Source organism: Rhizobium binae (assembly GCF_017357225.1).
GTDB lineage: Bacteria > Pseudomonadota > Alphaproteobacteria > Rhizobiales > Rhizobiaceae > Rhizobium > Rhizobium binae.
The window spans coordinates 1088322-1113540 of the sequence record NZ_CP071604.1 but is presented as its reverse complement, the minus strand read 5'-3'; the positions used below and the strand labels follow the sequence as shown (position 1 = coordinate 1113540).

Genomic DNA, 25219 nt, shown 5'->3' with positions numbered 1-25219 from the left:
GATGAGGGGCACGCGGCGGTCTCCGTGCGTGGGAGGTCTGCTTGGGCGATTTCGCGGCACCGTTGAGTATGCGGCGCCGTATAGCGTCGCGTCTGCCGCACCCTATACCGGCCCTTCGCTTTAAGCTCAGGGCGTTCGCCGCTGCAATCGATTCACTGGATCGATTGCTGGCGCCTGCGCCACCGTTTTGGTGTCGCGTTTGCCGCGCCCTATCCCGGCCCTTCGCTTTGAGCTCAGGGCGTTCGCAACTGCAATCGATTCACTGGATCGATTGCTGGCGCTCCGCGCCACCGTTGCTCACCCACCCGCAATCCCTAAGAGTTCGGCGTCGAGCGCCTTCAGATAATCGCCGGCGACCTCGGCGCTGAAGCCGAGGTCGTGTTGGCCGTAGCGGGAGGCGACGCGGATGTCGACGAAGGTGGTCTCGGCCTCTTCGCGCAGGCGGATCAGCATATCGAAGCGCAGGCCGAGGATCAGCGTGCGGGTGGTCGCCTGCAGCGTCACGCCATTGGCGCCGCGGATCAGCTTGGCGACGTCGTCGTCATAGGGGCGCGGCGTCGGCACGGGGATGAGGCCGGGCGCGTCGGTCACGGCGTCGTCGCCGGAGGCGGAATTGGCCGGCCGGTCCTCGAGACCGCCATCGGCTTCGCCGGTGCCGCTGCTCTTCACAATGGTGAAGCCGCTCTGCTTGGCGACCTTGCGCACCGCCTCCAGCACGCGGTCGAGGGCGCCTTCATAGCGCCGGCCGCTGAGCTCGGGATAGGCTGATATCTGCTTTTCGCGGTCCTCCGGGGTGACGAGATTGCGCTTCAGCCAGATCTGGTCGGCCTTCGGGATCGACAGCCAGTCGGGGGCTGCGACCGGATCGGTGGAGACGTCGTAGATATCGGGCAGCGTCAGATACCGCTCGGCGGCAAAGGCGCCGATGCCGAGCGGAAAGGCGGCGTAGATCAGCGCCGCGAGTGCGGCAAGCCCGCCTTCGGCGCCCGATACCCAGAGACTGCGCAGACCGATGGCGGCGAGCAGCGCGGCGAGCAGCGCGCAGCCGGCGGCGACGATCAAGAGCAGCACGAGATAGGGGGTGGCCAGCCCGCCGAAGCGATGGGCGATCAGCACCGCCAGCGCCAGAACCAGCGAAAACGCCCCGAGCAACCGCGAAAAGCGGGCGGCGCTGGAAACGGGACGGTCGTAACGGATGGCCATCGAACTTACCGGTTGCTCGTCAGCGCCGCGCCCTCAAATACGCAAATCGCCATATCCCTGTTTAGAGCATGATGCCGAAAAGTGTGAAGCGGTTTTCGGACGACATCATGCTCTATTTCTTTGATTTAGATCCGGATTCAGATTTTAGAGCCTTTCCGGGCTAGATTGAATCATTCTGTTGGCTCAAGCGGAGTCGGATGGTCGACCGGCCGGCGCGCGTCGTAGCCCATCATGCTTCAATCTAACCCGGAAAGGCTCTAGGCCAGCCCGGCCTAAAATCATCCGGATCTGGGCAAGATTCGGCTGAATTGAAACTGTTGTCTCGGAATATCCGATGGAATTCATCGGCGGTGACCGGGGCGATGGGCCGCCCGCTTCATGAGCCCTTGCTGATATGCCAAAAAAAGGCCATTCTGCCGCAGTTTTTATCTCCTCACGGTGATGACAGGAGCGACGGGATGATTTCACCCGAGATAGCAGCAAGGCCGCAGGCGTCTGCGCTTGGCGGAATCGATCACAGCGAGCCGATGCTGCCGATGGAGCTCGTCGAGCTCGAACTTTCCCTCGAAGGTTATGCCGGCGGCGATGCCGGCTTCTGCGAGGCGGTGCGCCAGGCGGCGGGCCGTGCGGGCGGCGAATTGCTGTTCGATCTGCCGGCCGCCGGCCTTGTCGCCGATTGCCGCCGCATCGCGGTGCTGCGCATTCCCGATGGCGCAAGCGAGATGCGCGTCGTGCTGGCGCTGCTCGATCATGCCGGTACCGAAATCCGCATGCAGGCGCCCGATGCGGAAACCGCGCATCTGGTGCGCTTCGCCGATGCCTTCGTCGAGCTGCTGGAGCGGATCTGACGCCCTGGCGCGTCCTGTTCTAGCGCCGCTCGGCCGCCGCTTCCGCCAGGCTGCGGAAGGGAAACTTGCGGCCGCATTCGCATTTCAGCATGAAGCTTTCCTGATGGTTGGACGGCCGCTGAACGCCAAAGCCGCGCGGCAGCTGATCGAGCTTGAAATCCGGATGCTTGCGCTTGGGATCGTCGATCTCCGAGGCCTCGGCAAAGCCGGTGTTGCCGCATTGCGGGCAGCTCAGTTTCTTCGAAAATCGGTCGCGGATGGCCATGCTCGTCCTCATGCTGGAGGTCTCCTCATACAGAGGAATGGCCCTTGTGCATAGGTGGCGGCGAAAGTGGAACCATCTTCCGGCGGTGCCGTTCCCTCCTGGAAAAGGAGGCCATCATGCCGAACAGAGATCCGATCCCGACACCGACGACCGACACCCCGCGCGGCCCGACCCCGACACCCGGCATCCCCGACCGCGTCCAGGAAAAACCGCCGCTGACCCCGGCCCAGGACCCCGGCGACACGAAGAACCCGCAGGACCCGCCGCTCGATCCCGCGCTGCTGCCGATCGGCGATCCGGCCGGGGCGGCGTGAGGTCCGGCGAGAAGCGCTCTCGATCCGGGAGGGCGAGGTTGGCGACAACGCCACCACACTCTCCGCCGTCCCAGGTCTTGAGCGGGGGGTAAAGCTGCAGGGAATTTTTTGAAGTCGCGCGCCTGGCTGTGGATCCATGGTCAAGCCCTGGGATGACGGAGTTTGGGGTGGATTTGTCGCCAAACTCCTGGGCGGTGCAATTTGAGCGGCGCCGCTTTTGTCGTCCTTCGTCACCGCGGCCGAGTCGATGGAGCCAGGCACCCCCCCTCTCCTCCGTCATCCCAGGGCTTGACCCTGGGATCCAGGCGGCTGGCACTGCAGAAGAGCGATGGGGTAAAGCTGCAGGGAAATTTTCGAAGTCGCGCGCCTGGCTGTGGATCCCAGGGTCAAGCCCTGGGATGACGGAGTGTGGGGTGGATTTGTCGCCAAACTCCTGGGCGGCGCAATTTGAGCGGCGCCGCTTTTGTCGTCCTTCGTCGGCGCGGCCGAGTCGATGGAGCCAGGCACCCCCTCTCCTCCGTCATCCCAGGGCTTGACCCTGGGATCCAGGCGGCTGGCACTGCAGAAGAGCGATGGGGTAAAGCTGCAGGGAAATTTTTGAAGTCGCGCGCCTGGCTGTGGATCCCAGGGGTCAAGCCCTGGGATGACGGAGTGTGGGGTGGATTTGTCGCCAAACTCCTGGGCGGTGCAATTTGAGCGGCCGCTTTGGTCGTCGCTTCGTCGCCGCGGCCGAGTCGGTGGAGCCAGGCACCACCTCTCCTCCGTCATCCCAGGGCTTGACCCAGAGGGTGCCGTTTTTCTGGCTGGTGATGATGTAAGCATATCCTGCCATGTGGGCAGAGTGCTTGGTGGTGGATCCCAGGGTCAAGCCCTGGGATGACGGAGTGTGGGGTTGGCGATGTTGCCAAACGCACCGCCGGCGCAATTTGAGCGGCGCCGCTTTTGTCGTCGCTTCGTCGCCGCGGCCGAGTCGATGGAGCCAGGCACCACCTCTCCTCCGTCATCCCAGGGCTTGACCCTGGGATCCAGGCGGCTGGCACCCCGGGAAGAGGCGATTGAAGCCGCAGGCCTGGGATCCATGCGACTGCTGCTGATGGATATGGTGTGGATGCTCGGCTCAAGGCCGAGGATTGCGGAGGATAACCCACAGGCAGACATCCCTGTCGGCCATCCGCCAGCCAATCCACGGGCGGGTTCCGCAGCCCGCAGCTTGACTAACCCCGCCCGAATTGCATTTCCTCAGGGAAAAGCAAGGAATACCCCGATGCGCATCGCTCTCCTCCTCACCATGGCCACCTTCGCCGCCGGCCTGTCCGCCTGCCAGACTATGACGCCGGAGGAGCGGCGGGCGGCGGATGAGCAGCGGTGCCTGAGCTACGGTTTCCGCCGCGGCACTGATGCGTTCGCCACCTGCCTGCAGCGCATCGATCTCGATCGGCGGGCCGAATCGCGGGCGCAGAGCGCGGAGCTGATGCAGAGCATGGCCTGGGACCTGAACGGGCCTTATGTCTACGGCCGTCACTGGCACCATCATCATTAATCCCAGGGGCCCGAAGGGCTCCCGCGGGGGCCGAAGGGCCGCCCCGGGCGCATGCCGCGCAGTGACTATTTCCCCGGCGGGCCCTTCAGGTTTTCCGCTATGACCGCCTGCGCGGCCGCCAGTCTGGCGATCGGCACGCGAAACGGCGAGCAGGAGACATAGTCGAGCCCGATCGTCTCACAGAAGCGGATCGAGGCCGGGTCGCCGCCATGTTCGCCGCAGATGCCGAGCTTCATGTCGTTGCGGGTGCGCCGGCCGCGTTCGGCGGCGATGCTGATCAACTCGCCGACACCGTCGAAATCGAGCGAGATGAAGGGGTCATGCTCGATGATGCCCTTGCGCTGATAGGTGGGGATGAAGGCGGAGGCGTCGTCGCGCGAAATGCCGAAGGTCGTCTGCGTCAGGTCGTTGGTGCCGAAGGAGAAAAATTCGGCGGCCTCGGCGATCACGTGGGCGCGCAGGGCCGCGCGCGGCAGCTCGATCATCGTGCCGACGAGGTAATCGATCTTCATGCCGGCCTCGGCCATGACATCGCCGGCAATGGCGTCGATGCGGGCCTTGACGTAATCGAGTTCGGAACGCAGGCCGACAAGCGGCACCATGATCTCAGGCACGACGGCCGCCCCCGTCTCGTGGGCTGCGGCCACCGCCGCCTCGAAGATGGCGCGCGCCTGCATCTCGACGATTTCGGGATAGGAGATCGCCAGCCGGCAGCCGCGATGGCCGAGCATCGGGTTGAACTCGTGCAGCGCGTCGACCCGCTGGCGCAAGGCGATCGCCTCCATGCCCATGGCGAAGGCGACTTCGGCCACCTCGTCATCGGTCTTCGGCAGGAATTCGTGCAGCGGCGGGTCGAGCAGGCGGATCGTCACCGGCAGGCCGTGCATGACGGTGAAGAGGCCGGTGAAATCGGAGCGCTGCATCGGCAGGAGCTTGTCGAGCGCCAGCCGCCTGCCCTTCTCGTCCTCGGCCAGGATCATCTCGCGCATCACATGGATGCGTTCGCCCTCGAAGAACATGTGCTCGGTGCGGCAAAGGCCGATGCCCTCGGCGCCGAAGGAGCGGGCGGCGCGCGCATCGGCCGGTGTATCGGCATTGGTGCGCACCGTCATGCGCCGCGCCCGGTCGGCCCAGCCCATGATGCGGCCGAAATCACCCGAAAGCTCCGGCTGGATCATCGGCACCTCGCCCTTCAGCACCTGGCCGGCCGAGCCGTCGATGGTGATGATATCGCCCTTTTTCAGCGTCACGCCGATGCCGAGCAGCCGCTCGTTGCGGCTATCGATGCGCATGGTGCCGGCGCCGACGACGCAAGGGATGCCCATGCCGCGGGCAACCACCGCCGCATGGCTGGTCATGCCGCCGCGCGTCGTCAGAATGCCTTCGGCCGCATGCATGCCGTGAATATCCTCAGGGCTGGTCTCGACGCGCAGCAGGATCACCTTGCGGCCCTCGGCCTCGGCCTCGACCGCCTCTTCGGCGGTAAAGACAATGGCGCCGGTCGCCGCCCCCGGCGAGGCCGGCAGGCCGGTGCCGATCACCTGGCGGGTGACGCGCGGATCGATCGTCGGATGCAGGAGCTGGTCGAGGCTGGAGGGTTCGATGCGCAGCACCGCCTCCTCCTCGGTAATCACGCCCTCGTCGACCATGTCGACGGCAATCTTCATCGCCGCCCGGGTCGAGCGTTTGCCGGCGCGGGTCTGCAGCATCCACAGCCGGCCGCGCTCGATGGTGAACTCGATGTCCTGCATGTCGCGGTAATGGATCTCGAGCTCGCTGCAGATGCGGCTGAGTTCGTGGAAGGCCTCCGGCATCAGCTTTTCCATCGAGGGTTTTTCCGAGCCGGAGGAAATCCGGCCCTCCTCGGTGATGCTCTGCGGCGTGCGGATGCCGGCAACGACATCCTCGCCCTGCGCATTGACGAGGAATTCGCCGTAGAGCGCCTTCTCGCCGGTCGAAGGGTTGCGGGTGAAGGCGACGCCGGTGGCCGAGGAATTGCCGAGATTGCCGAAGACCATGGCCTGGATGTTGACGGCGGTGCCCCAGCCTTCCGGAATATTGTGGAGCTGGCGGTAGGTGACGGCGCGCGCGCTCTTCCAGCTGGAAAAGACGGCGCCGACCGCGCCCCACAGCTGAACCTCCGGATCCTGCGGGAAGTGCTGCTCGAGCTCCTCCTCGATCAGCCTCTTATAGAGGGAAACGATGTGCTGCCATTCTGTGGCGCTGATTTCGGTATCGAATTCATGGCCGAGCCTCGCCTTCTCGTCTTCGAGGATTTCCTCGAAGACGTCGTTGCCGAGGCCCATGACGACATCGGCATACATCTGGATGAAACGGCGGTAGCTGTCCCAGGCAAAACGCGCGTCGCCGGCATCGTGGCCGAGCGCCTGCACGGTCTCGTCGTTGAGGCCGAGATTGAGCACGGTGTCCATCATCCCGGGCATTGAGACGCGGGCGCCGGAGCGCACCGAAAGCAGCAGCGGCTGGCTGACCGAGCCGAAATGGCGGCCGGTGATCGCCTCGATCGCCGCGATGCCGGCTCGGATTTCGGCCTTCAGCCCGTCCTCGATACGGCCGCCATTTTTGTAATAGGTGTCGCAGGCGCCGCTGACGATCGTCAGCCCCGGCGGAACGGGAAGGCCCAGGCTGCACATTTCTGCGAGATTGGCGCCCTTGCCGCCGAGAATTTCGTGATCGCGCGCGCCGCCCTCAGCCTGACCGTCGCCGAACCTGTAGACCCACTTGGTCATCTTCCCCCCAACACCAAGGAAGGATCAGCTGATCCTTCGGACTGCCGACGGGCCTCTTCTCCTTCGGCGTCATCCCAGGCCCTGTGCCGAGGATCTGCCGCGGCTGAACCGAGGGCAGATGCCCGGGACAAGCCCAAGCATGACGAAGAGAAGGTGGCCGGCATCGTCAGCAGCCTCGATGATTAGCTTAATGCCTTGGAGTTGAAATGAAAATCGACAAATGCGGCAAAAATGCTGCGGCGCACAATAATTTTCGCCGGTCAGGCGGTCGAAGGCCCTAACCGCACCCTGTAAAAGACGGCATAAAAAAAGCTTTGCGGGGCTGCAACATTGCCCCGCAAAGCCTTATTTCCGTCCGGCCAGGAAAACCGGACGGGGGGTCCCTCAACCCGGAGCGATTGACAAATCGCTCCGATCCTCGTTTCCGCAATCCTCAGGAATCCGCCTCACGTCTTCCGGGGGCTGCTCAACAACTCCCGGATCCTTGCCCTCGACCCGGAAAGCGTAGCGCAAATTCTAAAATTCGCAACTTTGACCACCCGCCTTCCAGCAAAGCAAACAGGTTGCGTTGAAACAACTTCTAATGCAAGTCAGCGAAAAGAGCATCACCCAAATGAGGTACGGAACGCGACAGAGCCGACCTTTTTTGGTGTTTATCGCCAGTCGCGCAAAAAATGCGCGCGATTTGCCGGTGCCGGGCCGCGCCGCCGGGCGTTTCGCAGCGGCGGCAGAAGGCTGACGCGCGGCGGCATGGCGCATCCCGCGCCGATGCGGAGCGGCAGCGAGGACTATCTCGAATATCGAAGTCGGAATCCCGTCTGGCCGGACGTCTTCAACACAGACAGCGATGGAGGAAACGATGACGATTACCATTACCGCCTTTGAACGCTCGCCCGATCGCGGCCGGGGTCTGGCGCGCGACATGCGGGTTCGCTGGGCGCTCGAGGAAGTGGGCGAGCCTTACGAGGTTCGTCTGCTCTCCTTCAAGGCGATGAAGGAGCCGGCGCATCTGGCGCTCCAGCCCTTCGGGCAGATCCCGACCTACGAGGAAGGCGACCTCACGCTTTTCGAGTCCGGCGCGATCGTCTTCCACATCGCCGAGCGTCACGCCGGCCTGCTGCCCGTCGATGCCAATGCCCGGGCGCGGGCGATTTCCTGGATGTTTTCAGCACTCAACACGGTCGAGCCGCCGATCTTCGATCACAGCCTCGCGAGGATCCTCGAGCGCGACCAGCCCTGGTACGAGCAGCGCCTGCTTTCCCTCGAGAGCAGCATCCGCAAACGGCTGGACAGTCTTTCTGCCCATCTGGGCGACGCCGACTGGCTCGACGGTGCCTTCAGCGCCGGTGACCTGCTGATGGTGTCGGTGCTGCTGCGGCTGAAGTCGTCAAACATATTGGACGATTATCCCAGCCTTGCCGCCTATGTCGCCCGCGCCGAAGCACGGCCGGCCTACCAACGCGCCTTCGCCGCACAGCTGGCGGTCTTCCAGGCCGCATCGGCCGGCTGATCAGGGATGATACCGGGTCGGGCACCACCTCTCCTCCGTCATCCCAGGGTTTGACCCTCGGATCCATGCGGCTGGCACCGGGTGAACAGCGAAGGCGTTCCACTGCAGAGAAACAGAAGTCCGCGCGCTTGGTCGTGGATCCCAGGGTCAAGCCCTGGGATGACGGAGTATGGAGTTGACGTCTCGCCAAACGCACCGGCGACGCAGCTTGCTCCGCCGTTCTCTTGCCGTAGCTTCATCGCGCCTGCGGAGCCGATGTGCCCGGGCACCAACCCTTTCGCCGTCAACCGGCATCACCTCTCCTCCGGCCCAGGCAATACCGCTCCTCGTCCTCCCGAGCACCACCTCTCCTCCGTCATCCCAGGGCTTGACCCTGGGATCCATGGCCCCATGCAAGCCTCACGCGATCTCGCGCAGGCGTTCGGCCGTCTGCAGGTCGACGGAGACGAGGGTGGAGACGCCCTGTTCGGCCATGGTGACGCCGAAGAGGCGGTTCATGCGGGCCATGGTGATCGGGTTGTGGGTGATGATGACGAAGCGGGTTTCGGTGGAGGCCGCCATTTCGTCCATCAGGTTGCAATAGCGCTCGACATTGTGGTCGTCGAGCGGCGCGTCCACTTCGTCGAGCACGCAGATCGGCGCGGGATTGGTCAGGAAGACGGCAAAGATCAGCGCCATCGCCGTCAGCGCCTGCTCGCCGCCCGACAACAGCGTCATCGTCTGCGGCTTCTTGCCGGGCGGGCGCGCCAGGATTTCCAGGCCGGCCTCCAGCGGATCGTCGGATTCGATCAGTTGCAGCTCGGCGGTGCCGCCGCCGAAGAGATGAGTGAACAGCCGCTGGAACTGGCCGTTGACGACGTCGAAGGCGGCGATCAGCCGTTCGCGTCCCTCCCGGTTCAAGCTCTGGATGGCGCCACGCAGCTTGCGGATCGCATCGATGACGTCGTCGCGCTCCTTGATCAGCGCTTCGAGCTTGTCGCTCAGCTCCTTCTGCTCCTCGTCGGCGCGCAGGTTTACGGCGCCGAGCCGCTCGCGCTCGATCTTCAGCCGCTCGAGATCGCGCTCAACCTCACGCGGATCGGGCAGCGCCTGCATCGGCTGGAGGCCGGCGAGCCGCAACGCCTCGTGCGGCGGCACGTTCAGCACTTCGCGGATGCGGCTTTCGCTTTCCTGCCGGCGCTCGCGGGCGGAAACGAGGCGCTCTTCGGCGCGGCCGCGCCGTTCGCGGTGTTCGGCAAGCTCGGAAAGGGCGGTCGCCGCCTTATGGTCGGCCTCGCGCTGGATGCGCTCGGCCTCGGCCAGGAGATCGCCGGCGTTGCGGCGCGCCTCCTCGGCCTTCTGCAATTCGCTGAGCAGGGCGCGGCGCTTGTCGTCGAATTCATCCGGCGCCATTTCCAGTTCGGCCGCCTCCTCGCGCGCCTCTTCCTCGCGTTCGCGCAGCGTGGCGACATGATCCTCGCCGCTTGCCGCCCGCTGGCGCCAGGTCTCGCGCTCCTGGCCGATCGCCATCATGCGGCGCTGGCGGGCCTCGTTTTCCCTCGCGAGGCTCTCGTGGCGGGCACGGGCCTCGGCGAGTGCGCCGCGATCGGTCGCCACCTCCGCCTGCTGGAAGCGCAGCCGCTCGTCGATCGCAGTCAGGTCGGGCGCGTCCTCCAGCTCGATGCGGGCGTTTTCCTCCTGGATGCCGATCTCCTCCAGCTGCGCGCCGAGCTGGCTCGCCGCCACGCTGACGACGTCGCGTCGGCGGATCAGATCGCCGGAGGCACGCTCGGCCGCGGCCAGCGCCTCGCGCGCCTCGGCGAGATGGCGCGCGGACAGGCGGCTCATGTCGCGGGCTTCCGCGAGCCTGCGTTCCTCGATGCGGATGGCTTCGGCGGCGGCTGCCTGCCGTTCCTCGGCCTCGGCAAGCACGTCGCGGGCAATCGCCGCTTCACTTTCGAGTTCGGCCAGGCGGTTCTTCTGGGCAAGGCGCAGTGCCGCGGCACTCGGGGCATCGGCGCCGGTGACATGGCCGTCCCAGCGATAGACGGCGCCTTCCTTCGTCACCAGCCGCTGGCCGGGTTTCAGCGCTGCCATCAGCGCTTGCACCTCGCCCTCGCCGACCAGACCGATCTGGCGCAGGCGGCGGGTGAGCGCGCCGGGCGCGCGGACATGCGCGAGCAGCGGTATCACACCTGCGGGAAGCGCGGGATCGCCGGCGCCATCGCCATTCTCCGACCAATAAGCCGGCGCCTCGGCATCGAGCGGCGATTCCAGATCGTCGCCGAGAGCTGCTCCGAGGGCGGTTTCGAAGCCGCGATCGACCTTCAGTTCGTCGGCGACAGGGGAGAATTTCCCGGCCGCCGCCCCGGCGGCGAGCATTCGGGAAATGGTGCGGGCTTCGGTTTCCAGCGCATTCAGGGCGGAGCGGGACTGCTCGACAGGCGCGCGCGACAGCGCCTCGGTCTGGCGGGCGACGGCCAACGCCTGTTCGACCGCCTGGACGGCGGCATCGGCCTCGGCCAGTGCGATTTCGCCGGCCTCGACGATGGCGCGCTTCTCGTCGGGATCGGGCAGGCCTGATATCTTCTCGCCGATGGCCGCAAGTTCCTGGTTCGCCTCGTCCATCTGCCGTTCGAGGCGCATGCGGCGGTCGGCGAGATCGCGGATGGCGCGCTCCAGCTGGTTGCGGCCGGCAGCGGCCTCGGCGCGCTCGGCGGTCAGCTGGGCGAAGACGCGCTCGCTGTCGGCAAGCTTCGTGGCGGCGCCCTCGAAGGCCTCGCGGGTTTCCTCGGCATAACGGCCGGAATCGGCAAGCACTTCTGCAATCTCGGCCTCTTCGGCATCGAGCCGCGCCAGGATGACGGCATTGTCGGCGACCAGCCGCTCCTCGCGGCGGATGTCTTCTGACAGCTGGGCGAGACGGCGGGTGAGCTCGTCGCGGCGGCGCAGGATGCGGCCGGCATCCTCCTCCAGCTGGCTGCGGGCGATCTGCAGGCGCTGCAGGGCGGCGGCGGCACGGGCCTCGCCCTCGCGCAGTTCCGGCAGCTTCAGGCTGGCAACGCCCTGGCTTTTCGCCGCCTCCATCTGAGCTTGCGCCTTTTCGGCGACGATTGATGTCGCCTGGTTCAATGCGCTGTCGGCCTCGGCCTCGGCCTCCTTGGCCTGCACCCAGCGGATATGCAGCAGCATCGCTTCGCGGCCGCGGATATCGGCCGACAGGGTCTTGAAGCGATTGGCCTGGCGGGCCTGGCGCTTCAGGCTCTCGATCTGACTTTCGAGCTGGGAGGTGACGTCGTCGAGCCGTTCGAGATTGGTTTCGGCGGCGCGCAGACGCAGTTCGGCCTCATGGCGGCGCGAATGCAGGCCCGAAATGCCGGCTGCCTCTTCGAGCAGCTGGCGGCGGGCCTGCGGCTTTGCGGCGATCAGCTCGCCGATACGACCCTGGCCGACCATCGAGGGCGAACGGGCGCCGGTGGAAGCGTCGGCGAACAGCAGCTGCACGTCCTTGGCGCGGCTTTCCTTGCCGTTGATGCGATAGAGCGAACCCTGTTCGCGCTCGATGCGGCGGGTGACCTGGATCTCGTCGGCATCGTTGAAGGCAGCGGGCGCCGTGCGCTCGGTATTGTCGAGATAGAGCGCGACTTCGGCGGTGTTGCGGGCCGGACGGTTGCCGGAACCGGAAAAGATCACGTCGTCCATGCCGGAGGCGCGCATGTTCTTGTAGGAATTCTCGCCCATCACCCAGCGCAGCGCCTCGACGAGGTTCGACTTGCCGCAGCCGTTCGGGCCGACAACGCCGGTCAGCCCCCGCTCGATGATGAATTCCGTCGGCTCGACGAAGGATTTGAAGCCGACGAGGCGCAGCTTGTTGAACTTCATGCGGAAGCTCCGCAGGGCTCTGCGGGTTTGGAACCGCCGCCACCCAGCCACAAAAAAACGGGCGCACGGCTTTCACCGTCGCCCGTTGTTTCGAAACGATCCGGCTCAGATGAGGCTGTCGATGAGCTTCGACATGATGTCAACCGACATGTCTCCAGAATAGCGCTTGCCATTGATGAGGAAAGTCGGCGTGGCGTTGACGCCGAAATCCTTGGATCCCCTCTCCCGCGTGGCGTTCACTTCATCCAGAAGCTTCTGGTTCGTCAAGCATTTCGTGAAGCTATCCTCAGTAAATCCGGCGAGCTTCGACATCTGCAGCAGTGCAGCGCGGCCGTCATCGGCGGCGGCCCAGACCTGCTGCTGCTTGAACAGCATGGAGACCATCGGGAAATACTGTTCCGGGGTGCTCAGCTGCTGCGGATCGGAAGCGCTGCAGCGGGCGAGCATGAAGGCGGCGGCGGCACGCGGATCGAAAGGGAATTCGCGGATGATGAACTGCACCTTGCCGGCGTCGACGTATTTCTGCTTGATGGCGTCGAAGGTGGTGTTGTGGAAATGGGCGCAATGCGGGCAGGTCATCGACATATATTCGACGATCTTGACCGGAGCATCGGCCTTGCCGAGCGCCATCTCCGGCAGCGCGCCGGGCTTCAGCACCTCGGCCATATCGACATCGCCGTCGGCCTGCGGCATGTCGGCGGAGGACGTCGCCGCCGTCTTGATGGTATCGACATTGGTGCCGTCAGCCATGGTCTTGCCGGGGGACGATGCATCGGCAGCGTCCTTGCTGTCGTTGCAGGCGGCAAGCGCTGCGGCAGCTGCGGCGATGGCGATCCCACCCAGGAGGCGGCGTTTCGTCAGTTGCATTTCGGACATCTGCATGGATTCCCCATAGGTATGAGAGTGACGGCGTGACTGTGCGATATAACGGCTGACGGCCGCTCACAAGCCACGCTGAACCAACTTTCTTCAAAGAATTGTGACCGTGATGGGACCGAGAGCCCGAAATGCTCAATTCTCAGTTTCGGTGGAAGGCCGAAGGCGTATTCCGGCCGGCGTAGAACAGCCTCAGCACTTGGACGCGATCCTTGGTGATCCGGTAAGCAATGGTCACACGCCGTTCGAAAATCAAAATGCGGACGCCCGGCGCAAAATCGTCGCGCGGCGATCCCCTTTCGGGCATGTCCTCCAGCTGATGGCAGAATGTCTCAGCCGGCGGATGAATTCGATCGCCGCCGGAGGATTGTCGGCAGCAATGAATTCATAAATATCAAACAGATCCTTCTCCGCCCTGGGGCGAAACGCGACTTTAAACGTCACCGCGCCCGGCCTTCATCCGTTCAACATGCAGACGTTCGAGCCGCTCAAAAACCGTATCGGCATCAATATCCGAACCCGGATCGTCGATCGCTTCGCGAATTTTCTGGCGCATGATTTCGTTGATCGCATCTTCTTCCCGGTCGAGCGCGCGCAAAGCAGCGCGAATAACCTCGCTTGCTGAGCTATAGGCACCCGATTGCAGCCGGGCGTCCAAGCTTTTCTGCTGGCTGCCGAGCGTGACTGTAATGGGCTTGCTGCTGCGCATCCTGTTTCCTCCGGTCAGATAATTACAGTGTAATACACTTATGGAGCGGTTCAAGTAAGTTTGGCATCTCGAGCGGGTCTGGGGATGAAATTGTTGACACGCTGAGAAAGTTCACCCGGGGCGTGGGTGAGGAAAGCGCGCGCGCCTTCGCCGCCGATCCCAAACGAAAGTCCGGCGCGTCTGTTGTCGCGCCGGACGTCGAACTCTACCGGATCACTTGCATTCGGGGTCGTCGCCGAAGCCCTTGCAGAAGAAATCGGCGGCATTTTCCTTGGTGATCATCTTCGACGCGATTTCGATTTCCATCGAGCCGTCGTCTTTCTTCGTCAGGGTTCCGAGCTTCTCCAGCGCTGCCGTGTCGTTGGTGGCAAGCGCGTGGGCCGCAATGACGCCTTCGGGCGCGACTGTGGAATAGGTGAAGGTCGCGGTCAGATCGCCCTTGGCAACGGCACGGATGGCGGCATTCTCGCCGTCGATGCCGATGATGAGGATGCCTTCCTTATCGCGGCCGGCAGCCTGGATCGCCCGCAGCGCACCGAACGCCATGTTGTCGTTGTGGGCGTAAACGGCCTGGATCTGCCCGGCCGGGAAACGCTGGAGCGTGTCTTCCATGAACTTCAGCGCCTTTTCCTGATCCCAATCGGCGTGGGTTTCGGCGATCACCTTGATATCGGTGCCGGCGATAGCTTCGGCAAACCCTTCATGGCGCTCGACCGCAGGAGCGACAGCCGGGTCGCCCTTGATCTCCACGACGTTCCCCTTGCCTTTCAGTGCTTCGGCTATGTACTTGCCGGCAAGCGTACCGATGGGTTTGTTGTGCGGGCCGACATGCAGCGTGACCGGAATATCGAGGCTGCGCTCGAGCGTGATCACCGGAATGCCGGCGGCTAGCACCTGCTTGACGGTTGGAGCGATGGCGGCGCCATCCTGAGCCGAGATCATTAAAACCTTCATGCCTTGCACCATCAGGCTTTCGACATCCGAAATCTGCTTTGCGGACTTGCCTTCCGCGTTGGTGACGATCAGATCGACATCCTTGAAGTGTTCCGCGGCATAGGCCTGATTGCGTTTGGTCATCGTGTTGCGATGGGCCGAGTTCGAGCTCGCCTGCGAGAAGCCGATGACGATCTGGTCGGCGCTGAAGGCGGGGGCGGCCGTCAGGACGGTGGCGAGCCCGGCGGAGATGATGAGCATGCGTCTGGTGATGTTAAGCATTTCAAGTCCTCCCGTTGGTGAACACGCTACCTGCGTGCCTTTCTTCCGGCTTCGAGCAGCACGGCAAGAACGATGATCGCGCCCTTCACCACCTGTTGGGAGAATGGTGAAACGCCTGCGAGATTGAGAATGTTTGCGATGATGGCCAGCACCATGGCGCCGCCCATCGTGCCGAGCACCGTGCCTTCGCCGCCAAACAGCGACGTGCCGCCGATCACCGCGATCGTAATTGCTTCCAGTTCGAGGCCGAGGCCGGAATTCGGGTCGCCGACGGAAAGGCGGGACAGGAAAATCAGCCCCGAAAGCGCTGCCAGCACGCCGCAGATGATGTAGACGCTGAAGATGACGAGCGGCACATTGATACCGGAGAGCCTTGCTGCCTCCTCATTGCTGCCGACCGCATAGATGGCGCGGCCGAACGGCGTGAAGCCGAGCACGACGGCGGCGACGATACAGACGATCGCGAAGACGTAGATCGGCGTCGGCACGCCGAGCATGTAGCCCCCGCCGAGCACGAAGAAGTTTTCGGCGAGCTTGCCCGGATTGACGGTGCCCCCATCGGCGATCATTAGCGCGAAACCGCGCACCATGACCATGCAGCCGAGGGTCATGATGAAGGCCGGAATGCGGAAAAAGGAAATGCCGAAGCCGTTCACGCAGCCGACAAGTGCGCCGATGGCGATGCAGATCAGCACCATCAGGGGGATGGGCATGCCCTGCTCCATCAATACCGCGCCGGTGACGCCGACCAGCGCGACGATCGAGCCAACCGAAAGGTCGATCCCTTTAGTCAGGATCACGAATGTCATTCCTATGCCGAGAATCCCATAGAGGGCGACTTGTCTGAGGACATTCAGGATATTGATAGGATTGAGAAAATGAGGGGAGATCAGCGAGGCGGCGATGATCAGTACGATCAGTGCGCCGGCAAGCCCCGTTCCCCGCGGAAGTTTTTTCTTCATCGTAGACCCTTCATCAATGTAGCGCCGCGAAGTACATGACTTCTTCTTCGGTTGCAGTGCGCGCGTCGAGCTCGGCCGTTACCTCGCCCTCTCTCAAGACATAGAGCCGGTCGCACAGACCAAGGATTTCCGGGAGTTCGGAAGAAGCCATGACGATCGCCAGTCCGCGGGATTCCGCGAGTTCAACCAGCAGGTCATAAATCTCACGCTTGGCCCCGACATCGACCCCGCGTGTGGGCTCGTCGGCCAAAAGGATCTCGCATCCCGCACTGACAAGCCTCGCCAGCACGCATTTTTGCTGATTGCCGCCCGAAAGGTTCTGCGTCGCTGCTGCGGCGTTCGGCGTCCTGATCCGCAGCCGCTCGATCAGGACGCTGACTATTTTGTGTTCGCGGCGAAGGGACAAAAGTCCGAAGCGGACGATCTGCGCGAGACTGGCCGACATGATGTTGAAACCAACGCTCTGTATCAGGAAGAGACCTTCGGTCTTGCGGTCCTCCGGCACCAAGCCCAGTCCCTTGATGATGCCAGCGCGCGGCGAACCGATGCTGGTCATGGCGCCGTTGATGCTGACCTCGCCGGCATCGCGCGGGTCGGCACCGTAGATGGCGCGCAAAAGCTCCGTGCGGCCGGCGCCCGCCAGCCCGAAGAGACCGACGATCTCGCCTTTTCGAACGTGGATGCTGACGTTTCTGAGCAGAGCCTGCGTCGAAATACCCTTGGCCGACAAGGCTTCCTCGCCGATCCGGGGCGTACGCTTGGGAAAGACGTCGCCCACGTCCCTCCCCACCATGCTGCGAATGAGGTCGTCCGTCGTCAGGCCATTGGAGGGTCCATTGTGGATGACCGTGCCATCGCGCAGAACGGTCACCGTATCGCTCAGTTCAAAAACTTCGCGCAGACGATGCGAGATATAGACGAAAGCTACGCCGCTCTCGCGTGCCAGTTGTTTGACAACCCGGAACAACTGGTCGATCTCCGCCTGCGCCAATACGGCCGACGGCTCATCGAGAACGATGATCTTCGCGTCGCGCGCAAGCGCCTTGGCGATCTCAACCATCTGGCGCTTGGCAACGGAAAGCGTTCCGATCCGAGCCGTCGGATCGACATCGAAACCGAGCCGGTCTACGACCTCGATGGTCCGGCGCTTTGCTTCGCCCCAATCGATCAGGGCGCCCTTGCGCGGCAACCGACCCATCAGAACGTTTTCTGCGACGGTCAGGTGCGGCGCCTGAGCCAGTTCTTGATAAATAACCGCAACACCGCGTGCGATCATTCCCGCCGGAGTCGGATCGAGGACCTCTTCGCCAAAAAGCTCGATACGCCCCTCGTCGGCGGAATAGGCGCCGGAGAGGATCTTCATCAGCGTCGATTTTCCAGCGCCGTTCTCACCCACCAGCGCCCTGATTTCCCCGGGCTCCAGGGAAAACGACACGCCCTTCAAGGCGCGCACGCCCGGAAAGGATTTGGTGATCCCAGCAAGAGCCAGTGCCGACGTCATTTCAGTGCCCTCCGCAGCCGCAGGAGCGGCGAACTGTCAGTTTTGCCGGCAGGCGGACCTGCCGCACGCTTTCGGTGCTCGACTTGATCTGCCTGGCCAGCATTTCCGCCGCCTGCATGCCGATCATTTCGCTCGGCTGCGCCATGACGGTCAGCCGCGGCTCGAAGCAATCTGCCCAGTCGAAATCGTCAAAGCCGATCAGCGCAAGATCCTCCGAAACGCGCAATCCAAGATCCCGCACCGCGCGCATGACGCCGATCGTGGCCAGATTGTTGCCCGAGGCGATCGCCGTCGGCCGGTCCGCCCGGCTTAGGATGTCGAATGCCGACTGGCGGGCCTCCGAACTGTTCGCATTGCCCTCGCTCATCAGACTGCGATCGATTTCGAGCCCGTGCTTGCGCATGGCGCCGACATATCCACGCACGCGCTCAATGGTGGAACGCAGGCCGGGCTCGCCGGCGATGAGGCCGATGCGGCGGTGACCGTGACCCACAAGGTGGTCGATCAGCGTTTCCATCGCCGCCTCATTGTCCAGGCAAACCCCATCCGCATCATCAACGGTCAGACGATCGACGAGCACGAATGGCATGCGAGCCGATCTGAGATATTCGACGGCGCGGTTTTCGGGATCGTTTGATGGAGCGAGAATCACTCCGTCCACCCGCCGCTGGACCAATTCGCGGACCAGCTTCAGTTCGGTCGCCGGATCGTTCTGCGTGTCGCAGAGAAAGACGAGCTGCCCGATCGCGGCGCAGGCCCGTTCGATAGAGGATACGATATCGTTGAAATAGTAGTTGGTGCTGATCGAAATCGCGATCCCGACGGCGTCTGTCGAGGATCGCACCAGTGACCGGGCCACGGCGTTCGGCACAAATCCGAGGTTTTCGATCGCCTCTTTGACGAGCTTCGCCGTCGCCTCATTCACATGCCGCGTGCCATTGATGACGTGCGAAACGGTAGAGACCGACACGCCCGCGGCGCGCGCGACATCAGTGATTGTCGCCATGATTGCAGACTTCCCCCATTACGCCCGACGCAACAGCTTCAAGCCATCGTCGCGTCGCCTCCTCCGAACGAAATCGAAATATCCAGGCGATCCCGAACAGGCCGCAGCCTGCCGATCGCTTGCTGTCCGTTTCATCCTCCAATGAACCGGTCGCATTCAAGGTATGACCATCGAAACGTTTGCGCAAGCGTTTTCTTCGGTGATTTATGGTGGTATACAGAGCTGAAGGGAGGCACCACATATGGCACTGAAAAACATCCCCGGGATTCTTTGCCCGGATCTTTTGTGGATACTGAGCGCGATGGGCCATGGCGACGAGATCGCCATCGTCGACAAGAATTTCTCGGCGTCCCGCGTCTCGAAAAAGACCGTAAGCGGCAAACTCATATCGATGAACGCGGCCAGCGCCACGGACACCATAGAGGCGATCCTGGCGGTCATGCCGCTCGACCACTTCGTCGAACAGCCGCTCATGCATATGGAGGATCCGGATCAGGCCGGGATATTACTGCCCGTTCATTCGGATGTGGAATTGCTTTGCGCAACGGCCGAACAGCGCGGCATCACGAGCAAGCCTGTCGAGCGCTTCGCCTACTATCCAATCGCAGAAGCCTGTTTCGCGGTGGTACAGACGGGCGAAACGCGCCCCTATGGAAATTTCATCTTGAAAAAAGGTGTCGTTTAGCGGCGGTCGCGGTGAAGCCCCGCAGCCCGGCGCGTTCCCGGACGGGCAAATGACTAGCGTCCCCGCTTGCCCATCACCGCTGTCCCCAGGCGCTGGATCGCCTGGCGCAGCTTGTCACCCTCGATGCCCTCCATCATGCCTTCGAGCTTGCGGGCGGCCTCGCCCTTCAGCGGCGGCGGCGTGCGGGAGCGGCGGATGGCTTGCGACACCGGCTTCTGGACGATGCGGATCTGGTGGACGGCGGAAAAGCCGAAGAAGCTGTTGATGCGCTGGATGAGTTCGCCCTGGGCATGGGTGAGGAAAAGCGCGCGCGCGCCTTCGCAGGCGATCGTCAGCACGCCGGGGCGGAAGCTGCCGTCATCGCCGCCGCCGCGGGCCCAGGCGATCTTTTCGGGCCGGGTGCAATCGGCGAAATCCTCGCCGGCGATTTCGCTCCACGAGCCAAGCAGCGCCGTGTTGATGCCGGCGCGGCGCGCCAGGACAGGATCGATCAGCCCGTTCGCCAGCTCGGAAATCTGCTTCACATCTTTGCGTGGATAACTCATCGAAACCCTTGGGCACGGCTGCCAATTGGCGCGGCCGCCTTGATCGCGCGCCATTGCTTCGCCAAGTATAGGGCCTTCCCCTCATCGCGGCAAATCATGACGATCACCACACCCGACACGCCTCACGCACAGCCCCTGCTCGACTGGTACGACCGCCATCACCGCGATCTGCCCTGGCGGGTGACGCCCGCCATGGCAGCGCGCGGCGTCAAGCCCGATCCCTATCGTGTCTGGCTGTCGGAAGTGATGCTGCAGCAGACGACGGTGCAGGTGGTCAAACCCTATTTCGAGCGGTTTCTCACGCGCTGGCCCGAGGTCACCGACCTTGCCTCGGCCGAAAGCGACGCGGTCATGGCCGCCTGGGCGGGGCTCGGCTATTATGCGCGGGCCCGCAATCTGAAGAAATGCGCCGAGGCGGTAGCGAAGGAGCACGGCGGTATCTTTCCCGATACCGAAGCCGGCCTCAAGGCGCTGCCCGGCATCGGCGACTATACGGCGGCGGCCGTCGCGGCCATCGCCTTCAACCGGCGGGCGGCCGTCATGGACGGCAATGTCGAGCGGGTGATCTCCAGGCTCCATGCGATCGAAACGTCGCTGCCGGCCGCCAAGCCCGTGATGAAGGACAAGGTGGCGCTGATGACGCCCGCCGATCGGCCCGGCGATTTCGCCCAGGCGATGATGGATCTCGGCGCGACGATCTGCACGCCGAAGCGGCCGGCTTGTTCGCTCTGTCTGTTCCGCGGATCGTGTCAGGCGCTGAAGCTTTCCGATCCCGAACTCTTTCCCGTCAAGGCGGCGAAGAAGGAAAAGCCGGTGCGCCACGGCGCGGCCTTCATCGCGGTAACGGGCGATGGCGAGATCCTGCTCAGGCGGCGGGCGGAAAGCGGCCTGCTCGGCGGCATGACCGAGGTGCCGACGACGGCCTGGACTGCGCGCATCGACGGCGAGACCTCCGTCACCGCCGCGCCCTTCGAGGCGGCCTGGCTAGCCTGCGGCACCGTCATTCATGTCTTCACCCATTTCGAACTCCGGCTGTCGATCTGGCGGGCGGCGATCGCTGCAAAGCCGACGCTGAATGATGGCGTGAATGACGAATGGTGGGAGCCGGTTACAAATCTTGAAGCGCAGGCCTTGCCGACCATCATGAAAAAAGCGATCGCAGCGGCTATTCCTCTCGCGTTCAAAACATCCAAGGCATGACCATGACCCCCGAGATAAAACACATCGTTTTCGATATCGGCAAAGTTCTTATTCATTACGATCCGCATCTTCCCTTCGCCCGCCTCATTCCCGATGAGACCGAGCGCAACTGGTTTTTCGCCAATATCTGCACCCATGACTGGAACATCGAGCAGGACCGCGGCCGCACCTGGGAAGAGGCCGAAGCGCTGCTGATTGCCGCGCATCCGGCTCGCGAAGAGCATATCCGCGCCTTCCGCAAATACTGGCACGAGATGGTGCCGCACGCCTATGACGACAGCGTCGCGATCCTGGAAGGGCTGATCGCCGAAGGCCGCGACGTAACGATGCTGACCAATTTCGCCTCCGACACTTTTCGCGAGGCGCAGGAGCGCTTTCCTTTCCTCAAGCTGCCGCGCGGCGTGACCGTTTCCGGCGATGTCGGCCTGATCAAGCCGGATGCCGCGATCTACGCGAGCCATACGAGGAGCTTCGGCCTCGATCCGAAGGCGACGATCTTCATCGACGACGCGCCTGTTAATGTCGAAGGCGCCAGGGCCTTCGGCTGGAACGCGGTGCTGTTTTCGGGCGCCGAGAAGCTGCGCAGCGATCTCGCTGACTACGGTCTGAAGGTTTGAGCGCCATGGCCTTCGACCCGGCAGAGGAAATCGAACGCTTCCACGCCGCGATCAACGCGCTGGATTTTCCTGTTATCGAGGGCTATTTCGCCGACGACGCCACCTATATCTCGAATGGCGTCGGCAGCCTTTCGGGACGGCCCGAGATTATGGCCGCCTTCCGGCGCTATTTCGACGACTATCCCGATCAGACGGCGGAAAACTCTCTTGTCGAGACACTGACGCCGCTATCCGGCCGGGCCGTCTGGTCGCTCCGCGCCACCCACAGCAAAACGGGCAAGCCGCTGATCCGCGAGGGCGAGGAGACGATCACCTTCAATTCGGAAGGCCGCATCATCCGCGTCGACGTCACCGACTACAAGGATTTCTAAAATAGAAGACGCCCGGGTTCGAACCCCGGGCGCCTTGGCCTTCTTCCGCAACTGGAGGAAACCGGAAGAAGCTATGTCGATCTTGCGAAAGTGCTGCTCACTCCACCTTCGCCAGATCACTGCGGATGATGGACCTGAGATCGTCGATCGGGCGCAGGGACTGCCCGTCTTCGAAATGCCAGAAGGTCCATCCGTTGCATGCATCGAGACCCTGCACCTTGGCGCCGAGACGATGAATGGAGCCGGCCTCGCCGCCTGATGCCACCGTGCCGTCGGCGCGCACGATCGCGCTATAACGGCGCTTGGCGTCGGTCAGCACCTGGCCGGGCTTGATCAGGCCGCTTTCAACAAGCACGTTGAAGGCGACGCGGACTTCGGCCTTCTTGCCGGTCATGACGGTCAGCTCCGCCTTGCCGAGCGGCTCGACGGCGGCGATGCGGGCCGATGCCGCATCGATATAATCCTGCTCGCGCTCGATGCCGACGAAGTGACGGCCGAGGCGCTTGGCGACGGCGCCCGTCGTTCCCGAGCCGAAGAAGGGATCGAGCACGATATCGCCGGGTTTGGTCGAAGCCATGATGACGCGGGCGAGCAGCGCTTCCGGCTTCTGGGTCGGATGCACCTTCTTGCCGTCCTCACCCTTCAGCCGTTCATTGCCGTTGCAGATCGGGAACAGCCAGTCGGAGCGCATCTGCACGTCGTCATTGGCCGCCTTCATCGCATCGTAGTTGAAGGTATAGCCCTTGGCCTTGGCATTGGGACTTGCCCAGATCATCGTCTCATGGGCGTTCTGGAAACGGCGGCCCTTGAAATTCGGCATCGGATTGGTCTTGCGCCAGATGATGTCGTTCAGGATCCAGAAGTTCAGATCCTGCAGCGTCGCGCCGACGCGGAAGATGTTGTGGTAGGAGCCGATCACCCAGATCGAGCCGGTCGGCTTCAAGACACGGCGGCAGGCGAGCAGCCAGGCGCGGGTGAAGGCGTCATAGGCCTCGAAGGAGGCAAACTGATCCCATTCGTCGTCGACCGCATCGACCAGCGACTGGTCGGGACGGTGCAGCGTTCCGCCGAGCTGGAGGTTATAGGGCGGATCGGCAAAGATCACGTCGACGGAGTGGGTGGGCAAGGCTTCAAGGGCGCTGACGCAGTCACCCTTGATGATCGTGTCGATCCAGGACTCCTGCCGGGAATCCGGCTTGATGGAGGCCTTGAGGTCGGCAAGCGGAAAAACTGACGCCATTCTGATACTCACTCATACGCTCTACGCTTAACTCTCCGTTATGGTTACGCAACTTAGTTACCAAAGCCTGAAGGGGTGGCCGAAATCGGGAATTTATTGCACCGGCGGCCCTCTCCCACGATCACGCCGCGTCATGAACTCTGCGGCTGTCGGCCGGCGCCTCATCGCGTTCGAACATGCCGTAATCGCGCACCACACTGGCAATCCGCAGGCGGTAATCGGCGAAGATGCCGCCGCGTCCGGCCTGTTGCGCGGCCCGGTGCGCCTCGAGATTGCGCCATTCCTTCACCGCCTCCTCGTCGCGGAAGAAGGAGAGCGACAGCAGCTTGCCACGGTTCGTCAGGCTCTCGAACCGTTCGATCGAGAGGAAGCCGTCGATCTTTTCGAGTTCGGCGCGCAATTCGCCGGCGAGATCGAGATATTTGTGACGCTCGCCCATATAGGGCACGACTTCGAAAATGACGGCGATCATGGCAGCACCAGCTTGGCGTGAGGGGCGGAGACGTTTTTCAGGAAGATGCGGTCTTCCTTCAGGATGAAGCGTTCGCGCCTGGCAAATTCGTAATTCTCGCGGCCGAGCGGGTCGGCGGCCAGCCGGGCGCGATAGGCTTCGTAGGCGGCGAGGCTCTCGATATTATAGACGCCGTAGGCTGTCGTCGCCGATCCCTCGTGCGGGGCGAAATAGCCGATCAGATCGGCGCCGTTTTTCGGGATCACCTGGCCCCAGTTGCGGGCATATTCGGCGAAGGCGTCTTTCTTGAAGGCCTCGATTTCGTAGCGGATGAAGCAGGTGATCATCGGGTTCTCCTTTGTGCTCGCCTGTTTTCGCACATTGCCTGACGGCGATGCTTCGGTTACGATCGAAGTATGAAGGAAGGCCCTGACATTGCACAGATCGGTGCGCTGATCGGCGATCCGGCGCGGGCCAACATGCTGGCGGCGCTGACCGGCGGGCAGGCGCTGACGGCGACCGAGCTTGCCGGCGTCGGCGGCATCACCGTGCAGACGGCCAGCACCCATCTCGCCAAGCTCGAAGCCGGCGGGCTGCTGGCCCAGCGCAAGCAGGGGCGCCACCGTTATTTCACGCTCGCCGACGAGGCGGCCGCCCGGCTGATCGAAAGCATGATGGGTTTTGCCGCCGGGCGCGGGCATCTGCGCCACCGGCCAGGGCCGAAGGAGCCGGCGCTGCGCAAGGCGCGCATCTGCTACGATCATCTGGCCGGCGATTACGGCGTGCGCATGCTCGACAGCCTGATTGCCTCAGGCGCGATCGACGCGATCGGAGACGGCCTGGCGCTGACCGAAAAGGGCGAAAACGATCTCAAAGGCATCGGCATCGATGTCGGCGATCTCAGATCGTCGCGCCGGCCGCTCTGCCGCTCCTGCCTCGACTGGAGCGAAAGGCGGGCGCACCTCGCCGGCAGCCTCGGCAAGGCGCTGCTCTCAAGCTTCCTCGACAAGGGCTGGGCGCGGCGCACGGCGGAAAGCCGCTCGATCCTCTTTACCCCGGAAGGCGACCGGCAATTTCTATTGCTTTTTCCGGCTGGATAGACGGGTGCAGATCTGCAAAACCCTGCCAGCATAGAGGCGCAGGTGATGAAGGCGCCGAACCGACCGTCGGGCATATCCGTCACTCGTCTCGCTTGAGTTGCCACCCCTGCGCGCCCGCTCCGGTCGAGCCATGTTCGCATTCGGCACGAGCGCGGGCTCCCATCCGGCGTCCTTTGCTGGCACGCGAGGCCGTTTGCGGCTTCATCACCCCTGGCAGCCTTTCTTCCTCATCTTCTTTTCGATCTTTGCCTTCCTTTCGACGCCATCGTCGGCATGTTTGCCGCCGGTCAAACCATGATCCATCATCGCCTGCAGCTGTGCACAGCTTCTGTGATTGTGGTGCTTTCCGCCTTTAGCGGCGGCATCGGATGTGAAGGCCAATAGCAGCGCTGCGGCAGCCGCTGATGGAATAAGAGCTGACAGCCTCATGGTCCCTCTCCCCTTGTCGCC

The 25219-nt window shown here is 63.4% G+C and carries 28 protein-coding genes; 10 read left to right on the top strand and 18 right to left on the bottom strand.

Annotated elements, in window-relative coordinates; translation table 11 throughout:
* Positions 1 to 297 precede the first annotated feature (297 nt).
* Complete coding sequence (locus tag J2J99_RS05325; protein ID WP_168302307.1) at positions 298 to 1203, bottom strand: DUF1499 domain-containing protein; 906 nt, start codon at positions 1201 to 1203, stop codon at positions 298 to 300.
* Between the two features lie 458 nt (positions 1204 to 1661).
* Here J2J99_RS05325 and J2J99_RS05320 point away from each other — a divergent pair, with 458 nt between their 5' ends.
* Entirely contained in the window at positions 1662 to 2051 is a 390-nt protein-coding gene (locus J2J99_RS05320; RefSeq protein WP_168302306.1) for a hypothetical protein, read from the top strand.
* A 19-nt stretch (positions 2052 to 2070) separates the two neighbouring features.
* Here the strand turns inward: J2J99_RS05320 and J2J99_RS05315 are convergent, their stop codons facing one another.
* Positions 2071 to 2316 (bottom strand): hypothetical protein, encoded by a 246-nt coding sequence (locus tag J2J99_RS05315; protein ID WP_168302314.1) that lies wholly within the window; start codon positions 2314 to 2316, stop codon positions 2071 to 2073.
* 116 nt (positions 2317 to 2432) lie between these two features.
* Here J2J99_RS05315 and J2J99_RS05310 point away from each other — a divergent pair, with 116 nt between their 5' ends.
* Entirely contained in the window at positions 2433 to 2630 is a 198-nt protein-coding gene (locus J2J99_RS05310; RefSeq protein ID WP_064707025.1) for a hypothetical protein, read from the top strand.
* A gap of 1264 nt (positions 2631 to 3894) precedes the next feature.
* Positions 3895 to 4170 carry a hypothetical protein gene (locus J2J99_RS05305; protein ID WP_168301841.1) on the top strand — a complete coding sequence of 92 codons (276 nt, stop codon included), beginning with the start codon at positions 3895 to 3897 and terminating at the stop codon, positions 4168 to 4170.
* 65 nt (positions 4171 to 4235) lie between these two features.
* Here J2J99_RS05305 and ppdK read toward each other — a convergent pair whose 3' ends face one another.
* Positions 4236 to 6920 (bottom strand): pyruvate, phosphate dikinase, encoded by a 2685-nt coding sequence (gene ppdK / locus J2J99_RS05300; RefSeq protein ID WP_168301842.1) that lies wholly within the window; start codon positions 6918 to 6920, stop codon positions 4236 to 4238.
* A 531-nt stretch (positions 6921 to 7451) separates the two neighbouring features.
* On the opposite strand from ppdK, the gene J2J99_RS05295 reads away from it, so the two are divergent.
* Entirely contained in the window at positions 7452 to 7805 is a 354-nt protein-coding gene (locus tag J2J99_RS05295) for a hypothetical protein (RefSeq protein WP_168301843.1), read from the top strand.
* Complete coding sequence (locus J2J99_RS05290; RefSeq protein ID WP_168301844.1) at positions 7780 to 8430, top strand: glutathione S-transferase family protein; 651 nt, start codon at positions 7780 to 7782, stop codon at positions 8428 to 8430. The genes J2J99_RS05295 and J2J99_RS05290 overlap by 26 nt, the downstream gene beginning before the upstream one ends.
* Before the next feature lie 399 nt (positions 8431 to 8829).
* Here the strand turns inward: J2J99_RS05290 and J2J99_RS05285 are convergent, their stop codons facing one another.
* From J2J99_RS05285 to J2J99_RS05245, 10 genes are all read right to left on the bottom strand, one after another.
* Positions 8830 to 12291 (bottom strand): chromosome segregation SMC family protein, encoded by a 3462-nt coding sequence (locus J2J99_RS05285; protein ID WP_168301845.1) that lies wholly within the window; start codon positions 12289 to 12291, stop codon positions 8830 to 8832.
* Positions 12292 to 12396: 105 nt separating this feature from the next.
* Positions 12397 to 13167, bottom strand: a complete 771-nt coding sequence (locus J2J99_RS05280) for a DsbA family protein (protein WP_375337302.1) — start codon at positions 13165 to 13167, stop codon at positions 12397 to 12399.
* 142 nt (positions 13168 to 13309) lie between these two features.
* Complete coding sequence (locus J2J99_RS33880; protein ID WP_246735454.1) at positions 13310 to 13474, bottom strand: type II toxin-antitoxin system RelE/ParE family toxin; 165 nt, start codon at positions 13472 to 13474, stop codon at positions 13310 to 13312.
* Positions 13420 to 13611 carry a type II toxin-antitoxin system RelE/ParE family toxin gene (locus tag J2J99_RS33875; RefSeq protein ID WP_246763148.1) on the bottom strand — a complete coding sequence of 64 codons (192 nt, stop codon included), beginning with the start codon at positions 13609 to 13611 and terminating at the stop codon, positions 13420 to 13422. The genes J2J99_RS33880 and J2J99_RS33875 overlap by 55 nt, the downstream gene beginning before the upstream one ends.
* Entirely contained in the window at positions 13601 to 13876 is a 276-nt protein-coding gene (locus tag J2J99_RS05270; RefSeq protein ID WP_168301847.1) for a type II toxin-antitoxin system ParD family antitoxin, read from the bottom strand. Before J2J99_RS05270 ends, J2J99_RS33875 begins: the two co-directional genes overlap by 11 nt.
* Before the next feature lie 213 nt (positions 13877 to 14089).
* Positions 14090 to 15091 (bottom strand): substrate-binding domain-containing protein, encoded by a 1002-nt coding sequence (locus tag J2J99_RS05265; RefSeq protein ID WP_168301848.1) that lies wholly within the window; start codon positions 15089 to 15091, stop codon positions 14090 to 14092.
* A 26-nt stretch (positions 15092 to 15117) separates the two neighbouring features.
* Positions 15118 to 16053 carry an ABC transporter permease gene (locus tag J2J99_RS05260; protein WP_168301849.1) on the bottom strand — a complete coding sequence of 312 codons (936 nt, stop codon included), beginning with the start codon at positions 16051 to 16053 and terminating at the stop codon, positions 15118 to 15120.
* 13 nt (positions 16054 to 16066) lie between these two features.
* Positions 16067 to 17554, bottom strand: coding sequence for a sugar ABC transporter ATP-binding protein (locus tag J2J99_RS05255; protein ID WP_168301850.1), 1488 nt, complete (start codon positions 17552 to 17554; stop codon positions 16067 to 16069).
* Position 17555: 1 nt separating this feature from the next.
* Positions 17556 to 18560 carry a LacI family DNA-binding transcriptional regulator gene (locus J2J99_RS05250; RefSeq protein ID WP_168301851.1) on the bottom strand — a complete coding sequence of 335 codons (1005 nt, stop codon included), beginning with the start codon at positions 18558 to 18560 and terminating at the stop codon, positions 17556 to 17558.
* Positions 18544 to 18747: a hypothetical protein gene (locus J2J99_RS05245; protein ID WP_168301852.1), complete on the bottom strand. Its 204-nt coding sequence runs from the start codon at positions 18745 to 18747 to the stop codon at positions 18544 to 18546. The genes J2J99_RS05250 and J2J99_RS05245 overlap by 17 nt, the downstream gene beginning before the upstream one ends.
* Before the next feature lie 54 nt (positions 18748 to 18801).
* On the opposite strand from J2J99_RS05245, the gene J2J99_RS05240 reads away from it, so the two are divergent.
* Complete coding sequence (locus J2J99_RS05240; RefSeq protein ID WP_168301853.1) at positions 18802 to 19245, top strand: RbsD/FucU family protein; 444 nt, start codon at positions 18802 to 18804, stop codon at positions 19243 to 19245.
* A gap of 53 nt (positions 19246 to 19298) precedes the next feature.
* On the opposite strand, the gene J2J99_RS05235 is transcribed toward J2J99_RS05240, so the two are convergent.
* A complete protein-coding gene (locus tag J2J99_RS05235; RefSeq protein WP_168301854.1) occupies positions 19299 to 19790 on the bottom strand; it encodes a DUF721 domain-containing protein in 492 nt (163 codons plus the stop codon).
* Positions 19791 to 19886: 96 nt separating this feature from the next.
* Between J2J99_RS05235 and mutY the strand changes: the two genes are divergently transcribed.
* From mutY to J2J99_RS05220, 3 genes are read left to right on the top strand one after another with little or no spacing between them, the layout of a single operon-like run.
* On the top strand, positions 19887 to 20990 hold the full coding sequence (gene mutY / locus J2J99_RS05230) for an A/G-specific adenine glycosylase (protein WP_168301855.1): 1104 nt from the start codon (positions 19887 to 19889) through the stop codon (positions 20988 to 20990).
* Between the two features lie 2 nt (positions 20991 to 20992).
* The gene (locus J2J99_RS05225; RefSeq protein ID WP_168301856.1) at positions 20993 to 21607 is read left to right on the top strand and encodes an HAD family hydrolase; all 615 of its coding nucleotides are present in this window, start codon (positions 20993 to 20995) and stop codon (positions 21605 to 21607) included.
* Between the two features lie 5 nt (positions 21608 to 21612).
* On the top strand, positions 21613 to 21978 hold the full coding sequence (locus J2J99_RS05220) for a nuclear transport factor 2 family protein (protein WP_168301857.1): 366 nt from the start codon (positions 21613 to 21615) through the stop codon (positions 21976 to 21978).
* A gap of 97 nt (positions 21979 to 22075) precedes the next feature.
* On the opposite strand, the gene J2J99_RS05215 is transcribed toward J2J99_RS05220, so the two are convergent.
* The 3 genes from J2J99_RS05215 to J2J99_RS05205 form a co-directional block, all read right to left on the bottom strand.
* Entirely contained in the window at positions 22076 to 23218 is a 1143-nt protein-coding gene (locus J2J99_RS05215; RefSeq protein ID WP_168301858.1) for a site-specific DNA-methyltransferase, read from the bottom strand.
* A gap of 121 nt (positions 23219 to 23339) precedes the next feature.
* A complete protein-coding gene (locus J2J99_RS05210) occupies positions 23340 to 23690 on the bottom strand; it encodes an antibiotic biosynthesis monooxygenase family protein (protein WP_168301859.1) in 351 nt (116 codons plus the stop codon).
* Positions 23687 to 24016: an NIPSNAP family protein gene (locus tag J2J99_RS05205; RefSeq protein WP_168301860.1), complete on the bottom strand. Its 330-nt coding sequence runs from the start codon at positions 24014 to 24016 to the stop codon at positions 23687 to 23689. Before J2J99_RS05205 ends, J2J99_RS05210 begins: the two co-directional genes overlap by 4 nt.
* 69 nt (positions 24017 to 24085) lie before the next feature.
* On the opposite strand from J2J99_RS05205, the gene J2J99_RS05200 reads away from it, so the two are divergent.
* On the top strand, positions 24086 to 24769 hold the full coding sequence (locus tag J2J99_RS05200; protein ID WP_168301861.1) for an ArsR/SmtB family transcription factor: 684 nt from the start codon (positions 24086 to 24088) through the stop codon (positions 24767 to 24769).
* Between the two features lie 204 nt (positions 24770 to 24973).
* On the opposite strand, the gene J2J99_RS05195 is transcribed toward J2J99_RS05200, so the two are convergent.
* A complete protein-coding gene (locus J2J99_RS05195) occupies positions 24974 to 25198 on the bottom strand; it encodes a hypothetical protein (protein WP_168301862.1) in 225 nt (74 codons plus the stop codon).
* Between the last annotated feature and the right edge of the window lie 21 nt (positions 25199 to 25219).

Coding starts and splice junctions, on each gene's coding strand:
- mutY (WP_168301855.1), top strand. CDS start 19,887: ATGACGATCACCACACCCGACACGCCTCACGCACAGCCCCTGCTCGAC.
- ppdK (WP_168301842.1), bottom strand. CDS start 6,920: ATGACCAAGTGGGTCTACAGGTTCGGCGACGGTCAGGCTGAGGGCGGC.
- J2J99_RS05255 (WP_168301850.1), bottom strand. CDS start 17,554: ATGACGTCGGCACTGGCTCTTGCTGGGATCACCAAATCCTTTCCGGGC.
- J2J99_RS05235 (WP_168301854.1), bottom strand. CDS start 19,790: ATGAGTTATCCACGCAAAGATGTGAAGCAGATTTCCGAGCTGGCGAAC.
- J2J99_RS05205 (WP_168301860.1), bottom strand. CDS start 24,016: ATGATCACCTGCTTCATCCGCTACGAAATCGAGGCCTTCAAGAAAGAC.
- J2J99_RS05225 (WP_168301856.1), top strand. CDS start 20,993: ATGACCCCCGAGATAAAACACATCGTTTTCGATATCGGCAAAGTTCTT.
- J2J99_RS05240 (WP_168301853.1), top strand. CDS start 18,802: ATGGCACTGAAAAACATCCCCGGGATTCTTTGCCCGGATCTTTTGTGG.
- J2J99_RS05285 (WP_168301845.1), bottom strand. CDS start 12,291: ATGAAGTTCAACAAGCTGCGCCTCGTCGGCTTCAAATCCTTCGTCGAG.
- J2J99_RS05280 (WP_375337302.1), bottom strand. CDS start 13,167: ATGTCCGAAATGCAACTGACGAAACGCCGCCTCCTGGGTGGGATCGCC.
- J2J99_RS05325 (WP_168302307.1), bottom strand. CDS start 1,203: ATGGCCATCCGTTACGACCGTCCCGTTTCCAGCGCCGCCCGCTTTTCG.
- J2J99_RS05200 (WP_168301861.1), top strand. CDS start 24,086: ATGAAGGAAGGCCCTGACATTGCACAGATCGGTGCGCTGATCGGCGAT.
- J2J99_RS05260 (WP_168301849.1), bottom strand. CDS start 16,053: ATGAAGAAAAAACTTCCGCGGGGAACGGGGCTTGCCGGCGCACTGATC.
- J2J99_RS05290 (WP_168301844.1), top strand. CDS start 7,780: ATGACGATTACCATTACCGCCTTTGAACGCTCGCCCGATCGCGGCCGG.
- J2J99_RS05220 (WP_168301857.1), top strand. CDS start 21,613: ATGGCCTTCGACCCGGCAGAGGAAATCGAACGCTTCCACGCCGCGATC.
- J2J99_RS33880 (WP_246735454.1), bottom strand. CDS start 13,474: ATGCCCGAAAGGGGATCGCCGCGCGACGATTTTGCGCCGGGCGTCCGC.
- J2J99_RS05310 (WP_064707025.1), top strand. CDS start 2,433: ATGCCGAACAGAGATCCGATCCCGACACCGACGACCGACACCCCGCGC.
- J2J99_RS05265 (WP_168301848.1), bottom strand. CDS start 15,091: ATGCTTAACATCACCAGACGCATGCTCATCATCTCCGCCGGGCTCGCC.
- J2J99_RS05250 (WP_168301851.1), bottom strand. CDS start 18,560: ATGGCGACAATCACTGATGTCGCGCGCGCCGCGGGCGTGTCGGTCTCT.
- J2J99_RS05215 (WP_168301858.1), bottom strand. CDS start 23,218: ATGGCGTCAGTTTTTCCGCTTGCCGACCTCAAGGCCTCCATCAAGCCG.
- J2J99_RS05210 (WP_168301859.1), bottom strand. CDS start 23,690: ATGATCGCCGTCATTTTCGAAGTCGTGCCCTATATGGGCGAGCGTCAC.
- J2J99_RS05315 (WP_168302314.1), bottom strand. CDS start 2,316: ATGGCCATCCGCGACCGATTTTCGAAGAAACTGAGCTGCCCGCAATGC.
- J2J99_RS05270 (WP_168301847.1), bottom strand. CDS start 13,876: ATGCGCAGCAGCAAGCCCATTACAGTCACGCTCGGCAGCCAGCAGAAA.
- J2J99_RS05320 (WP_168302306.1), top strand. CDS start 1,662: ATGATTTCACCCGAGATAGCAGCAAGGCCGCAGGCGTCTGCGCTTGGC.
- J2J99_RS05195 (WP_168301862.1), bottom strand. CDS start 25,198: ATGAGGCTGTCAGCTCTTATTCCATCAGCGGCTGCCGCAGCGCTGCTA.
- J2J99_RS05305 (WP_168301841.1), top strand. CDS start 3,895: ATGCGCATCGCTCTCCTCCTCACCATGGCCACCTTCGCCGCCGGCCTG.